General features: G+C 43.9%; 8 protein-coding genes. 6 read left to right on the plus strand and 2 right to left on the minus strand.

The annotated features are described in order from the left end of the window. The first annotated feature begins 49 nt into the window (after positions 1-49). Positions 50-784: a transporter substrate-binding domain-containing protein gene (locus MHN30_RS21365; protein ID WP_021032516.1), complete on the plus strand. Its 735-nt coding sequence runs from the start codon at positions 50-52 to the stop codon at positions 782-784. Positions 785-886: 102 nt separating this feature from the next. Here MHN30_RS21365 and MHN30_RS21370 read toward each other — a convergent pair whose 3' ends face one another. Together MHN30_RS21370 and MHN30_RS21375 are read right to left on the minus strand one after the other, a co-directional pair. Next, complete coding sequence (locus MHN30_RS21370; protein WP_239361073.1) at positions 887-8,047, minus strand: Ig-like domain-containing protein; 7,161 nt, start codon at positions 8,045-8,047, stop codon at positions 887-889. A gap of 390 nt (positions 8,048-8,437) precedes the next feature. Further along, positions 8,438-9,397, minus strand: a complete 960-nt coding sequence (locus tag MHN30_RS21375; protein ID WP_130165938.1) for an MBL fold metallo-hydrolase — start codon at positions 9,395-9,397, stop codon at positions 8,438-8,440. A 265-nt stretch (positions 9,398-9,662) separates the two neighbouring features. Here MHN30_RS21375 and MHN30_RS21380 point away from each other — a divergent pair, with 265 nt between their 5' ends. From MHN30_RS21380 to MHN30_RS21400, 5 genes are all read left to right on the plus strand, one after another. Continuing rightward, the gene (locus MHN30_RS21380; RefSeq protein WP_130165939.1) at positions 9,663-11,666 is read left to right on the plus strand and encodes an alpha-amylase family protein; all 2,004 of its coding nucleotides are present in this window, start codon (positions 9,663-9,665) and stop codon (positions 11,664-11,666) included. Between the two features lie 173 nt (positions 11,667-11,839). After that, a complete protein-coding gene (locus tag MHN30_RS21385) occupies positions 11,840-12,394 on the plus strand; it encodes a type 1 glutamine amidotransferase domain-containing protein (protein ID WP_045988043.1) in 555 nt (184 codons plus the stop codon). A gap of 62 nt (positions 12,395-12,456) precedes the next feature. Further along, positions 12,457-12,921 (plus strand): pyridoxamine 5'-phosphate oxidase family protein, encoded by a 465-nt coding sequence (locus tag MHN30_RS21390; protein ID WP_039491276.1) that lies wholly within the window; start codon positions 12,457-12,459, stop codon positions 12,919-12,921. A 216-nt stretch (positions 12,922-13,137) separates the two neighbouring features. After that, complete coding sequence (locus MHN30_RS21395) at positions 13,138-13,995, plus strand: mechanosensitive ion channel domain-containing protein (RefSeq protein ID WP_130165940.1); 858 nt, start codon at positions 13,138-13,140, stop codon at positions 13,993-13,995. A gap of 9 nt (positions 13,996-14,004) precedes the next feature. Beyond that, positions 14,005-14,826, plus strand: coding sequence for a CBS domain-containing protein (locus MHN30_RS21400; RefSeq protein WP_239361074.1), 822 nt, complete (start codon positions 14,005-14,007; stop codon positions 14,824-14,826). The last annotated feature ends 1 nt before the right edge of the window (position 14,827 follow it).

Here is a 14,827-nt window from a genome sequence, read left to right on the forward strand (position 1 = left end):
AAAGTTGCCAGTCAACTTAGTTTGAAAGTGAAGGCGGGAGTGCGTAAACATGGCGATAAAGAGTGTAAAACAGTCATGCCTTCTGTTTATTGCCCTGTCATGCACATCATCGGCAAATGATGCCATAGTGGGAGCACATAATGTTTGGCCTCCCTACGTCATTAACGAACATTCCGGTTTTACTGTTGATTTAGTTCGCGCGGCATTTAAGGCCGAGAATCAAGATTTTGAAATGCTCATTATGCCATTCAGTCGTGCCATGCGAATGGTTGAAAAAGGGCAGGTCGATATGATCCCCGCTTTATGGCGTTCTGAAAGTCGCGATGAACGCTTTATTTTTAGCAATGCTTATTACAGTAATAGGCTGGTACTTATTTCACGTACAGAGCCAACCATTCATTTTAAAGAGTTGGACGATCTTAAAGGACTAAGTGTATGTGCTATTCGGGGCTTTCGTTCTGAAATTGCACTCGCTCAGATCCCACAAATTCGCCTAGAAAAGCTCACAAACCTGACTTCCTGTTTGTCGCTTCTCAATAAAGCGCGAGTAGATGCTGTAGTTAGCGACGAGCTTGCTTTTGTGTATTTACAATCTCAACACGCTGAATTTCACAGCTTCAAAGTACATCAACCGACCATAGCACAATGGCCGCTCCATATTGGCGTTAGCAAATCTTATCCGAATGCAGTAGAAATAATTGAGTTGTTCAATAAAGGTTTGATACAACTTAAGACGAATGGTATTTATCAGGCAACACTTAAAAAGTATCATTTAGATGAGTGAATAAACTAGCATACTCGCTTCTGTTAGTACTGTGTTTTATCGCAAAAAGAAGGGGTGATGAAGCTTAACTTCATCACCCCTTATCGTGAGGTTGTTAACCTGTTAACGCACAGTAGCTTGCCAACGGCGAACTACAGCAAGTGCTAGACTGGCCCAAATCAACCATAATGGCATACTACCGCCATCACTCTTGTTCGTGACGGTATCAGTAGGTGCTTTGTTGACAGTAATATTCACACTACCTTGGACACTTGCCTCACCATCTGTGATTGTGTAGGTAACGGTTTCACTGCCAACAAACCCAGAATTTGACTGATAGGTTATGCTGTAATCAGCATTAACTGCGACACTACCGTGCTGTGCTGTTGCTTCAGTTACTTGCAGCGTATCGCCATCGCTATCACTGTCGTTTGCTAGCACATTAATGGTAATTGGCTTTCCTGAAACAACCGTTGCAACATCGGAAACCGTTATGGGAGCCGTATTGGCAACTACAGTAACTGTAACGCTCGCTCCCGCGGTTCCTCCATTACCATCAGTTATGGCGTAATTCAGAGTATCTACTCCTATATATCCTGCGTTTGGTGTGTAGTACAGGGTATTATCTGAATTGATCAGCACTTCACCAAAACTGGCTGACGCATTTGCTATGGTAAGCATATCTCCATCAGCATCAGTGTCATTCGCTAAAACGTCAATAGTAATATTGGTGTTCCACTTCATACTAATTGAATCGTCTAGGGCTACAGGCATCTGATTATTTGAGAGTAGTACACCCACACCACCTGGGTCCACGATACTGCCATTTGCTTCACCATCGTCATCATTGATACCACCATCTTCTATCTGAAGTTGCACACACCAATGACCTTCAGTCAGTCCTGACGACCAGTTTTCATCTCCTGGAGGAGGACAAATGCCAGGTTCACCTTCTGCACTAAAGACAAGGTTATTTGCGTCTTCCACAAAGTTCACCCAAAGGCCTGATGACGCTTTAAACTTACGGTAAACGGCATCTCTTGGGATTGGTAAGCGCTGTGGCATCACTAATTGATACACTTGACCTGCTTTAGGTAATCCATAAGCGATAAAGTCAAACAAGCCGCCAGTGATTTGTGCATCATCATCGCTGCCCAGTTGTGAGTTACCCTCGTCATCTGTCATGAGTAGGCCACCAGTTTCACCGCTCGCGGTAAACTCGCCTTTACGTAAACAGACTCCAGGGTTACCTTCGACTAAGAAGCCATCCTGTGTAACCACTTCTTGAGGCATAACATTACACTCGGTGATTGCATCTTGGTAATCAGGGATCCCGTCACCGTCGTCATCGGCATAACCTTCTTGGCTGTCAGGAATGAGATCGCCATCGGTATCTTCCGTATCAGATAATTGCTGCAATGATTGGGTCACTTGGATAAATACGCTATCACTATCTTGTGCACTACTTGAATCTGTCGCGGTGTGTGTCACCTTGTAAGTGCCTGGTTGTAGATCCTGAGGGTTAAAGCTCAGTTGCAGTGTATCTTCCGTATATTGGTCGGAAGTCATACCCGTTACTTTCCATGTGCTCGCCACAGTATCATCAACATTTGGATCACTTACCGTTGCAACGACAGACACAGCCCCTTCTTCTTGGCTAACGGTTAACCGATTTTGGTCATTCTGAGTCACAACTAGCGAGACTTCAGGCGCAATATTTTGTTCACTCACCGTAATAGTGGTTTCCCGTTTTGCACCAAGATTAACACCGCTATTCAAGCTGACAGTGATTGTCTCATCACCCTCAAACTCCCCATCTGCAACAGTTTGAATTGAAATATTGGCTTTTGTACCTGAGCTTATCGTTACCGAGCCACTATTCAAGTCATGATCCACACCAGATGTTGCACTGCCTGTCACCGTGTAGTCGACAGTTACTGGATATTGTGGAGCAGGGCCATTTAGCAGCACTTGAATATCTATCCTAGTGCCTTCAGCAATGGTTTTATCTTTACTCAACGACACTAGCGGATTAACTCTCAACAACTGTTGATCTGTTCCTAAATTACCGTTTGCATCTGTTGCTTGCCAGTAGACGTTATGTACTCCCGGTGCAAAAATGGTTTTACCTTCTGTTAGCGTAACGGGTAAAGGCTCTCCGCTGCTATTGAGTGCTGTCGCAGTACCCAAGTTCACTTTGGTGAATAGACCCGTAGCATTAACCTCTAAATCTTCAGGGGCGGTGACAACAGGAGGTTCACCATTGACTGCACCACCTATTTCTAACAGCGCACTCGCTTTAGCTCGACCACCATGACCATCACGAATGGCATAGTTCAGAGTAACAGAACCCGCGAAGTTACTTGGAGCGGTGTACTGTAGAGCATTGTCGACTATGCTGGCGCTGCCTAAACTTGCCTTGACGCCTTCAATAATGAGGGTATCACCATCTACATCGGTATCATTCGCTAGCACATCAAGGGTGAATGTATTATTGGTTGAACCATCAAGCTGGAAGCTATCGTTATTTGCAATGGGTAAGTCATTTACAGGTGTGATAGTTAATGTAACGGTATAGCTATCACTTTGCAGTTCTCCATCGCTTACTGAATACGTAAAGCTATCGTCTCCATTGAAATCAGCTTCTGGTTGATATACCCAGCCTGTACTACTGCTGGTTAATGAACCATTTGCTGGCTGACTACCAACTGTCAGCGTTAAAGTATCATCTTCAGCATCTTGTAATGTCGGCAGAATAGTCAAAGAGGTATCTTCTTTAACAGTGAGCGAGAGGTTTTCACCAGTTGGTGCCGTATTATCAGCAACCACTTCAAGGTTAAATGCTGGTAAACTCGCATTGTCAGTGCCATCACTGACGCTGATTTGAATACCGCTAGTTGTACCAATATCTGTCTCTGATGGTGTACCAGATAGTTCACCGGTTGATGCTGAGAATAATGCCCAGCTTGGCTTATTCGAGATCGTAAAGTTTAGCGTGTCCTCATCTTCATCTGTTGCTGCAGGTATAAAACTATAGTTTTCCCCGACAGTGACTTTCATGCCAGGTGTACCACTGATAGTTGGCAAGCGATTGATGTTGACCACACTTAGCGTGAAGTTAAGGTTTGCGCTTTCACTACCATCACTAACACTGATTGTGATGTTGTATTGCTCACCACCATCATTAAAGGTAGGAGTACCTGTTAGTGTACCCGTTGTACTACTGAATGTTGCCCAATCAGGCGCGTTGGTAATGTTAAAAGTAAGATTGTCATTATCCTCATCAGAAGCACTTGGGGTAAAGCTATAACTTACTCCTTCATTTACCGTGGGGGGAGGTGTTCCACTTATTGTAGGAGCCCGATTCACATCGTTTACAGTGATAGAAAATGTCAGGTTTTGAGTGGCACTACCATCACTTACCGTGATCACTATACCGCTATAAGTACCTGATTGATTGAAGTCAGGAGTTCCTGTTAGCGCTCCTGTCGTCGAGCTAAATGATGCCCAACCTGGTTTATTGCTAATAGAAAAACTCAGGTTGTCATTATCAGGGTCGCTTGCCGTTGGTATGAAATTATAAACACCACCTTCAAGTACCGAAGTAGACGGAGTACCACTGATAGATGGTGCCCGATTCACATTTACAACACTAATAGTAAAGTTCAGTGTCTGTGTAGCACTACCATCGCTGGCCGTTATTACAATACCGTTGTAGTCCCCAGCATCAGTAAAACTTGGCGTGCCGCTCAAAGCTCCTGTGCTGGTACTGAAGGTAGCCCAACTTGGTTTATTGGTGATACTGAAAGTAAGCGTATCTCCATCAGGATCAGAGGCCGTTGGAGTAAAGCTATAACTACTATTTTCATTAACGCTGGTCGCTGGTGTTCCACTAATACTTGGTGTACGGTTTACATTGACGACAGTAATATCAAAATTTAAGGTATCGCTGGCTGTACCATCACTCACTGTAATAACAATACCATTGTATGCACCAGCATCGGTATAACTAGGTGTTCCCGTTAAACTACCAGTTGAGGTACTAAAAGTTGCCCAGCTTGGTTTATTTGTGATGCTAAATGTTAAGGTGTCGTTATCTTCGTCAGTCGCAGTAGGTGTAAAGCTATATGCAACATTTTCGTTAACGGTCGCCGCTGGGGTACCGCTGATAACCGGTGCTTTATTTAGCTCAACTACAAAGCTAAAGGTTTGATTGGTTATAGCGGTAACACCGTCTTCTAAGCCATCCTCTAGTGAAAAGACAAAACTGTCACTCGCATTTTGAGAGTCGTCGTGGGTATAAAAGAGATTACCACTCTCAATATCAGCTTGTGTGAATGTACCATTGCTGCCGAGTGCTTCACCGCTGTCTAAGCTGTCATTACTGTTGGCATCTACAAAGAGGCTTCCGTGGCTTGGTAAGGTAGTTACCGTATACGTCAAACCTGTACCGCTATCATCTACGTCACTTGCAGACAGCGCAGAACTCGTGATGTTTATTGTTGTACCACCATCTAAGGTTAAACCCGTATTCGTTGCGACAACGGGCGCATCATTAACGTTTGTCACCGTAATGGTGAAGCATTGCTCACTAGTCTCAGTACCGTCGGAAACAATTAAACAAATATAGTGATCGCCAACATCGTCGTTGGTCGGTGTACCTGTTAAGGTCGTTTCAGCAGGTGATATCTTTCGAATACGATGGTTACCTGTATCTGCAACGTACACAACGTCATTACTGTCAACCGCAATACCATAGGGTTGACTAAAGCGTGCCACACTTACTAGCCCGTCGGTATTTCCTGAAGCCCCTGCGCTTCCTGCATAGGTTGTTACCACTCCAGTACTGGTGATTTTACGAATGGTGTGTGCAGCTTGCTCGGTTACATAAAGGTTATCAGCGCTATCTGCGGCCACATCATAAGGTTTATTAAAGCTAGCTTGCGTTCCTGTACCATTTGTTGAACCTGCAGAGCCTGTGCCTGCAAAAGTGGTTACAACGCTTGCCGAAGTTATTTTACGAATAGCGTGATTGTTGCGGTCAGCAATAAATAGGTCGTTATTGCTATTGCTACCACCATTATAAGGGAAGTTAAATGTTGCAGATGTTCCCGTTGCGTCCGTAAATCCCGACGAATTTTTACTACCTGCAAATGTGGTTACGACGCCTGCAGGTGTAATTTTACGAACAATATGAGGGTTTGTCTCTACGACATAAAGATTCCCGTTGCTGTCAATAGTAATCCCAGTTGGTGCTGCGAAGGTTGCAGCTGTACCCGTTCCATCATCGCTACCGTAGGTGCCGCTACCAGCAAAGGTCGTTACTACACCTGCTGGCGTAACTTTACGAATAGTATTGTTAGAAGAATCTGCAACGTAAACATTACCAGATGAATCTAGCGTAACGGCTTTGGGGAAGTTAAACGAAGCTGCGCTTCCTGTTCCGTCGTCAGAGCCTGCACTTCCAGAACCAGCTAGTGTCGTTACTACCCCTTCAGGGGTTATTTTACGGATAACATGGTTACCATAGTCAGCGACGTACACGTTACCGTTACTGTCGGTTACCAAGTCATACGGCGATTTAAACGAGGCGGCAGTGCCTGTACCATCTGCATAGCCCGAACTTTGACCTGCAAGGGTCGACACCGTTGCCTCTGTGCTTGTGTTTAAGCTTAACCAGCTAGGAAGCGGAGTACTAGCCGAGATGGAAACGGTGACTGCGTCTTTGTCTGGGTCGCTAGTTGTCACTGAATATTTGTATACTGAATCCTCAGTTGATGCAGTGACCGCTGTGGAAGTAAAGGTTGGCTTATCGTTGACTGCCGTGACGTTTACGGTGCTGGTTGCGGCACTACCATCAACGGTACCATCATTCGGCGTAACCGTAAGCGTCATTGCTGTTGTAGCGTCTGCTGCTGTGGTAATGTTGAGTTTAGTCGTCACATCTAGGTAGGTATTAAGCGCAGCCGCCGACCCACTTAATGTCATACTTTCGGTACCACTTCCTGCTATTGTGACGCTGCTCACTGTACCATTACCATCAGTGCTTGCGATGGTGCCGCTGTCCAGCGCTAAGGTGACTGTTAAGTTGTCATCTTCTCCATCAGCTAACGTTACTGCAGAGAGATCAATCGTTGTCGCGACATCTTCTGTCACAGTAAAACTTGTTGGTAAATTGCTAATTGTAGGAGCTGTGTTGGAGATATTAGCGTCTAGATAGGCTGACTCATGCCATGCAACACAGATAAAGTTGATAGCGTTATTACAGGGGATACTACCAATTAATGCATACCAGCTGCCATTTTGATTGACTATTCCTTTGACACTACTTGAGGATGAAGTACCTCCTGAGCAGTTGCTTGCGGTACTTAGAGTGCCATTGGATTCTGAAAAGCTCCAAAAGTATTTTACGTTTCCCGAATTTTCTAGTATGTCGGATGGAGTGCTGAACACATTACTATTAAGAGCGCTAAGTGTGCCGTTAACAAAGTCATCCCAGTTGGCGTCAGCAAGCTTAACGCCTCCGCTATTATAGACATTGACATTAGGCATACTGTAATTGGTGTCAAGACTGGCGATATCATCCGATGCAGTGAATGACATAACCGCGTGTGCCTTCACAGGTCCATTACTTACAGCGGTTGTTGCTGAACTATCAATTTTATTGTTTAAGCGGCTATGCTTGCGGATAAATTTACTTTTGCACATTGCATCAGCATTCGCTCTGGCTTCTGCTGCAGTTGCACCAAAGTTACCGTTACTCAATTCGCTTGTTTGGTCGGCGTAGTCAAATACCATGAGTTTATCTGAAGCAGGCAACGTTGTGCCATTACTAACATAGTAGGCCTCAAACACTTCAGGCTTAATACGGTTACTCGCCGGTAACAATGAGACAACACCATTGTAGCTGGCAAGGTCGCCTCCAGAGAGCGTAACATGGTAAATCGAGCTGTTACCCGAGTCGACGGTGACTTGTGTGACTGATGCGGTTGTTTTACTACCTGTGTCAACAGTTGTGTTGTTGTCGGCGTCTTGTTTATCTTCATCGCCTAGAATCGTAAAGTCACTGGCAGTTGGTGCAACGGTATGTGCATTAACAAACGTGACTTTAAAGACCAGTTCATCAGCATTTGTCACTTCATCTGATGGCGTGAGTCGTTCGACTTTCTTCCAATTTTCGAGTGCAAATGCGGATGAGGTTAAGGCGAAAAATATACTGCCAGCTATGCAGCTGTTAGAGACAATCTTACGAACACGGCTTAAAAGTGAGCGCTGTGTAATCATAGTGACCCCTGAGAGTTTCAGTTTCTAGGTTGATAACATTAATAGAACTGCTTTGGATGACGTCTTTGTGGATTGATTTTACAAAGATGTCATTTGAGTGTAGTTGATATTTTAAAACCTAGTATCGACAGTTATTAAAAACCGTCACCTAAAACAGGGACTTATAGGGTTTTTGTTCTTATTTTTGCAATTGTTTTTTCGTAAAAATTTAATGGAACAAATTTATTAACAATATTTCAATATAATTTGATGAATAAAGTTATTAATTGGTCTGGTTTAATATCGTTCGTTTTGTTAATGTCAATTATTGGGTTGGCATTCATTTTTGACTAGAGGAGGCTGGCTGTGTTGTTACTTTCAAAGCTACATCAACTTCCTCTGTTGTTATATTTATGTTGTTGGAGAAAACTGAAGCCGTTGTTTATCAATCATCATTTCCAATAGGTACGAAATACTGGTATCAAAATCTTGATACGCTTTACCGAACTTTGTACGCAATGTAGCTTGTAATGATTCTTGTATCTTTGCTGGCGTTGTACCTTTTACTAGTGCTTCATGTACTGCATTCGAGGCATAAGTTAAAAATTGAATATCTCTAGAAACTGATTTCACCGAGGTATTTTCCCCGTGTCCGGTTAGTACGAGGAGAGGGCTTAATTGCTCCACTTCTTTGAGTACCGAAATGAGCTGGGTAATGTTACCTCTAGGTGTCATGATGGGCATAAAGTTGGAGTTTACTACGTCACCTCCAATTAGAATGCGTTGTTTGGGTAGCCAAAGCATAACATCACCTGGCGAATGGCCATCGTTGGCGAACACAAATTCAACTTCAGTATCACCAAACGTACGGGCTTGTTGATGTAAAATGATTGAGGTAGGGATGGCGAGTGTGCTCTCACCAGTTGCGCCTTTAGTCATATTAAAAAACGCCTTAACATCAACCGGCCCATCGCTTTTCATCGTCTCAGCGGACAAAGAGGTGGAGATAAGCTCTGCCCCGAGTTTTGCAAAAGCGGCATTACCAAGCCAATGATCGGCATGGCTATGAGAGTTGACTACCCAGCGAATTGGCTGTTCAGTTACACGTTTAACTGCTGAGATAATAGCGTTACCAATGTGCTCGGATGAACCAGAATCGAACACTAACACACCTTGATTCGTAATAATAAAATGACTGTTTGAATTCCACCCTTTATTTTCAACTGTTGGTCTGCCATAAAAAGGAGATATTACGCTATAGACATTCTTTGAGACCGAAACGGCTTCTAACTCAAGTGATTGAGATTGTGCACTGACGTGAGCACAGAAGAGCCCAACAATCATGAGCCCTGATTTGATTCGATTTAGCATCGTTTATCCATATTGTTATTATTTATATCTGTACTTGAAGCTGTCTACTTCAAAGACCAATTGAAACTACATTTTCTCCAAAATGAGTTCAAGCGCTTACGCTGCTTAAAGTGTAAGCAAGCGTGTCACCTTATTAAACTCGCTTTTTAAAGCCTCAAATTATCGTTCAGTAGTCGAACATCGATGATCTTATGCATACGTATTCAATAGATTGTTTAGCTAGGAATTCTATATTGTTAATCTTGTGTGAATAAGAGGCGCAATAATGAAAAATATAAAACTAAACCAAATTGCAGCGGGAGTGTTGTTAGCATCCAGTTGCGTTACACCTACACATGCCGCTGAAGGCGACCCAACAACATTCGTTCATTTATTCGAATGGTCTTGGGCTGATGTTGCTACAGAGTGTGAAACGTTTTTGGGGCCAAATGGCTACGCGGCAGTGCAAGTATCACCACCCAATGAGCATATTACAGGGGACCAATGGTGGACTCGTTATCAGCCAGTGAGCTATGAGATTGCGAGTCGTAGTGGTAGTCGAGCCGAATTTGCCGATATGGTCGCGAGGTGTAAATCTGCCGGAGTAGACATCTATGTTGATGCCGTTATAAATCACATGGCTCATGGCAGCGGCACCGGAGTTGCGGGTAACACTTTTGGCAACAAACAATATCCTATCTATAGTCCACAAGATTTTCATGAGACCTGTGCAATAAACCCTGAAGACTACGGTAATAATGCATGGCGAGTACAGCACTGCGAACTCGTAGGGCTTCATGATTTAGACACCGATGCGAGCTACGTACAAAATACCCTAGCGGGCTTTTTGAACGATTTACAGTCTCTGGGCGTGGCAGGGTTTAGGTTAGATGCAAGCAAGCACATGCCCGCAAGTGATATTGGTGATGTGTTAGCCAAGCTAAATCAACCCGCGGTCGTTTTCCAAGAGGTAATTGATCAAGGAGGCGAGGCGGTTTCTGCTTCTGAATATCATCAAAATGGTTTAGTCACCGAGTTTAAATACAGCATTAAACTGAGCGAGACATTTAAGCAAGGCAAATTGGCTTGGTTAAAAAGCTTTGGCGAAGCTTGGGGTATGATGCCAAGTTATAAAGCCGTGGTATTTACAGACAACCATGACAACCAACGCGGGCACGGTGGTGCAGGCTCTATCGTTACCTTTCATGATGGTAAACTGTATGATTTAGCGAATGTATTTATGCTGGCATACCCTTATGGTTATCCTAAAGTGATGTCTAGTTATGAATTTAATGGCGACACTGATGCTGGTGGCCCATCGGTCCCTGTTCATCAAAGTGGTAACCTCAATTGTTCCAGTCAATTATGGCAGTGTGAGCATCGTCGCCCAATGATTGCAGGTGCAATGCAGTTTAGAAATCATACTAATGGCAATTGGACGGTGGCAAATTGGTGGGACAATGGTAATAACCAAATTGCATTTTCTCGAGGTGATTTAGGCTTTGTCGCCATTAACCGCGAATCTTCTAGCATGGTCCAAAGCCTGCAAACGGGGCTTTCTGCCGGAACCTATTGTGATGTGCTAAGTGGAGGTATCGGCCAAGAAAACTGCGCGGGTAGAAGCATCGAAGTTGATACCAATGGTTACGCACAAATTAATTTAGCTGCTATGGATGCCATAGCCATTCATCATCAAAGTAAACTGGCTACGCCACCAGAGACCGGTGAATGGCAACGCACATTAGTTTTTATTAAAGCCGAAACTCAATCTGGTCAGGATATGTTCGTTCGAGGTGGTCTTGATCATGCCGCAGCATTGCAGCGTGGGATTGATTGCGGCGCCGATCCTACTCTTTGCTCTTTACCTATCAAGCATTTGAATATGCGAAGCATGACAACTTCGGCTTGGAAAGTGGCTGATACTAGATTGGATTGGCTAGCGGCTGAAACTGGGCAGTCTAGTGATGCCCAAGGGAGTCCGCTGGATTGGACAACCAATATTTGGCCAGCTAACTGGGGCGCGGAAAAGCGTTACGATAGCGATGGTTTTGGCGTCATGTCACTCAATCAATGGGGAGCACATTACTGGTTGCTGGAAGTAGAAATGGACTGTAGCAAGACATTCAACGGTTGGTTTGAAGTAAAAGCATTCGTTAAAAATGGTCAAGGTTGGGAAGGGGATATTAACCAACAAGACACGCCATATACGAGCAATAATCACTTTGCTCAATGCGGAAAGTTGAACGTGTTTGAGTTTGGCACAAACTCAACCTCTATCTCTTCATTATAGTAAAGATGGACTAGGGCTAACCTAGTCCAGATTTACACTCCTCAGTTCTGTAAAGATTACACCCAATCAATACATTAATTTTGAATATTTATATATTTCATAAGCTTATGTAGTGGTATTGATTCTGCATGTGCTTCTATCTCTACATCAGCAACGTATTGAAGGAGAGAATGATGACGGAGTCAGACAATATTTCAGTCGCGATCTTAGCCACTGACGGGTTCGAACAAAGTGAGCTGATTAAACCTAAGCAGGCGCTTGAAAGCGCTGGATTTAATGTTGATGTCATTTCATTAAACAAGGGTGATATTACCGCTTGGAATGAAGACCGTTGGGGTGAGAAAGTCGCCGTTGATTTAACCTTGGATGAAGCCATACCCAGTAAATATGCGGGGCTCGTTTTACCAGGCGGGTTGTTTAACCCCGACAAACTAAGGCAGGAAAAATCTGCGGTTAAATTTATTCAGGCCTTTTCACAGTTTGGGAATAAGCGTCCAATCGCGGCGATATGCCACGGTCCTTGGCTGCTAATCGAAGCGCAGCTGGTAGAAGGTAAAACGCTTACCTCTTTCCCAAGTATCAAAACAGATCTTAAAAATGCAGGCGCAGACTGGATTGACCTTAAAGTTGCGGTAGACGACAACTTGATCACGAGTCGTAATCCAAATGATCTTGATGCTTTTAATGAAGCAATCATTGAGGCTCTGCAACAAGATACTATCAATTAATCGAAAGAGTGGGTTTGTGCCGTTTCAAACAGACGCGAATTGGTATACATAAGGAGAAGATAATGTCAGATATAAAGAAGACTTTTTGGGAAGCGCTAGACAGCAGCCCCAATGTGATGATTGGTTTGAGTGATGACAATAATCACCATGAGCCAATGCGCGCACAGTTGGATAAAGACGCCAATGGCGAGTTTTGGTTTTTTACCAGTAAAACAAATCGTATTGCCAAGTGTGGTAAAGCGACTGCTCAATTTTCCAGTAAAGGGCATAATGTATTCGCTTGCATTCGCGGACACTTAATTGAAGAAACGCGACAAGACGTACTTGATGCCCATTGGTCAAGACAAGCCGAGAGCTGGTTTGAAAAGGGTAAAGATGACCCCGAGCTTATCATGCTCCGTTTTGAACTGGATGATGCTGAAATTTGGCATGTTAGCCCTGACTTGAGCGGCTTATTAAAACTAGCCGTGGGCAAAAATGTGGAACCGGAAGAGATGGGTGAGCGAGAAACGGTCCAGTTTAGATAATCACATTACTCAATTTGAAGAAGTCACTAGGGCGCAAAGACGGTACTTGTTTTTGCGCCTTCATTGCTTCCACTCACGTGAAAATGTTCCCAAATGTATTGTTAGTAGTGTAAATATTTAGGACTTTGGGGAATTCTCTGGACAACGGCTAACACTGTGATAACAATGAATGTATTGATTTAAAAGTAAGTTGTTTCAGCGAATTCAGGAGTGTACATGGCCACCGGGGATACCTTTGATAATTGGCAACAGGCCTTATCTGCCAGTTACGAGCAATTAATCAATCAACTTGTTACTCATACGCCGCAACTATTGGGCGCGGCACTCATGCTGCTTGTCGGTTGGGTGGTGGCTTGGCTATTGAGCAAGCTAACTATTTCGTTATTTAAGCTTTGCAATCGTGCATTGGTGGGTTTAAGTCAACGAGTGCAAACCGAACAAACGCTTCAGCTAAATCTAAAACACGCTCGATTAATAGGGAAAACCGTGTTTTGGGTCACGATGATGTTTTTTATCGCAGCAGCCACATCCAGCCTTGGCTTAAACTTCTTCAGTGATTGGATCTCTTCGTTACTTAGTTACCTACCAAACCTCCTCGCTGGGATATTTATTATTGTTGGTGGTTATTTGCTTGGCAATCTGGCCAGTGCCATGGCAAGAGCCGGTGCGCAGTCTGTAGGGTTTGCGCGAGTCGAAGTCGCGGGTAACATAGCCAAGCTCGCGATTCTATTTACTGCAACGGTAATAGGTATTGAGCAATTAGGGATCAATATTCAATTTGTGACCAATATGGTGGTGGTGCTGACAGGCGTATTGTGTGCAGGAGTTGCATTGGCCTTTGGCCTTGGGAGTCGAGAGTTAATCGCAAATACCGTCGCGGCAAAACAAGCGCTGCGTCACTGTCGAATTAACGATCAAATTGAAATTGCTGGCGTTTCAGGTACGCTCACCGAAATCACAGCAACGATGTTAGTGATTGAAACTCAAAAAGGGAGAACCCTAATACCGGCAAGGCAATTTTTAAAGGACTCGGCACATATTACCGCGACACACAGTCATTCAAGTAAGCAGTAGGGAGGCTCTATGTCAGCGTTAAACCTCAAAATTGCGCAACACTTTTTACAAGAGGAGCCTGCAGGTGCCGCGCGCTTACTTTCTTTGCAAACGCCAGATATCGCTGCCGAGTTACTAAAAACGTTACCAAATGAAGTTGCTTTAAACGTGCTTAAAGTCATGCAGCCCCGCAGTGCAGCGGAAATTCTGATAACGCAAACGGATGTGGATATTGCGAGATGGCTTGGCAAAATGAAGTTGGCTGATATTGCTGCTATCTTAAGGCATTTACAGGAGGAAGAACTTGCACGTTTTCTTAATCTCATTTCAGTAAGACGACAAACTCTCTGTAAGATGTTAATTAGCTACCCTGATTATACTGTGGGAGCGTGGGTTGAGACGGACGTATTAATTCTTGAAGAAACAATGACGGTTGAGGAGTCACTACTGCGCTTAAAAAAGCGTGACTATATCGGGTTTGCGCTAGTTTATGTGGTAAATCAGCATCGCCATGTGGTCGGTCAGTTGTCACTAACTCATTTGCTTCGAAAAGCGCCGCAACAGAAAATTGCAGATTTGATGGATACTCACGTCGCTTCTCTAAGTGGTTATACCGAGTTGCATAGTGCATTGAAATCGCCCGTTTGGGCGCAACAAGATCAGGTTGCAGTTGCCAATCGAAGTGGTGATTTTATTGGGGTATTGCCACATTACAGAGTGAGAAGTGCACTTGGCCGAATGGATGAAACACAAGACAAGCCAAGTGAATCTTTAGATTTATTAGATGCCTACACCAGTTCGTTTGCCAGTATGTTAGATACATTGGTACCAGTTAAGGTCAAGGGGAAATAAG

Source organism: Pseudoalteromonas sp. OF7H-1 (assembly GCF_022347825.1).
Taxonomy (GTDB): domain Bacteria; phylum Pseudomonadota; class Gammaproteobacteria; order Enterobacterales; family Alteromonadaceae; genus Pseudoalteromonas; species Pseudoalteromonas maricaloris.

What these genes read in the sequence shown, in the direction of transcription:
- MHN30_RS21375 (WP_130165938.1), bottom strand. Translation starts at nt 9,397, where the DNA reads ATGCTAAATCGAATCAAATCAGGGCTCATGATTGTTGGGCTCTTCTGT.
- MHN30_RS21370 (WP_239361073.1), bottom strand. Translation starts at nt 8,047, where the DNA reads ATGATTACACAGCGCTCACTTTTAAGCCGTGTTCGTAAGATTGTCTCT.
- MHN30_RS21365 (WP_021032516.1), top strand. Translation starts at nt 50, where the DNA reads ATGGCGATAAAGAGTGTAAAACAGTCATGCCTTCTGTTTATTGCCCTG.
- MHN30_RS21380 (WP_130165939.1), top strand. Translation starts at nt 9,663, where the DNA reads ATGAAAAATATAAAACTAAACCAAATTGCAGCGGGAGTGTTGTTAGCA.
- MHN30_RS21385 (WP_045988043.1), top strand. Translation starts at nt 11,840, where the DNA reads ATGACGGAGTCAGACAATATTTCAGTCGCGATCTTAGCCACTGACGGG.
- MHN30_RS21390 (WP_039491276.1), top strand. Translation starts at nt 12,457, where the DNA reads ATGTCAGATATAAAGAAGACTTTTTGGGAAGCGCTAGACAGCAGCCCC.
- MHN30_RS21400 (WP_239361074.1), top strand. Translation starts at nt 14,005, where the DNA reads ATGTCAGCGTTAAACCTCAAAATTGCGCAACACTTTTTACAAGAGGAG.
- MHN30_RS21395 (WP_130165940.1), top strand. Translation starts at nt 13,138, where the DNA reads ATGGCCACCGGGGATACCTTTGATAATTGGCAACAGGCCTTATCTGCC.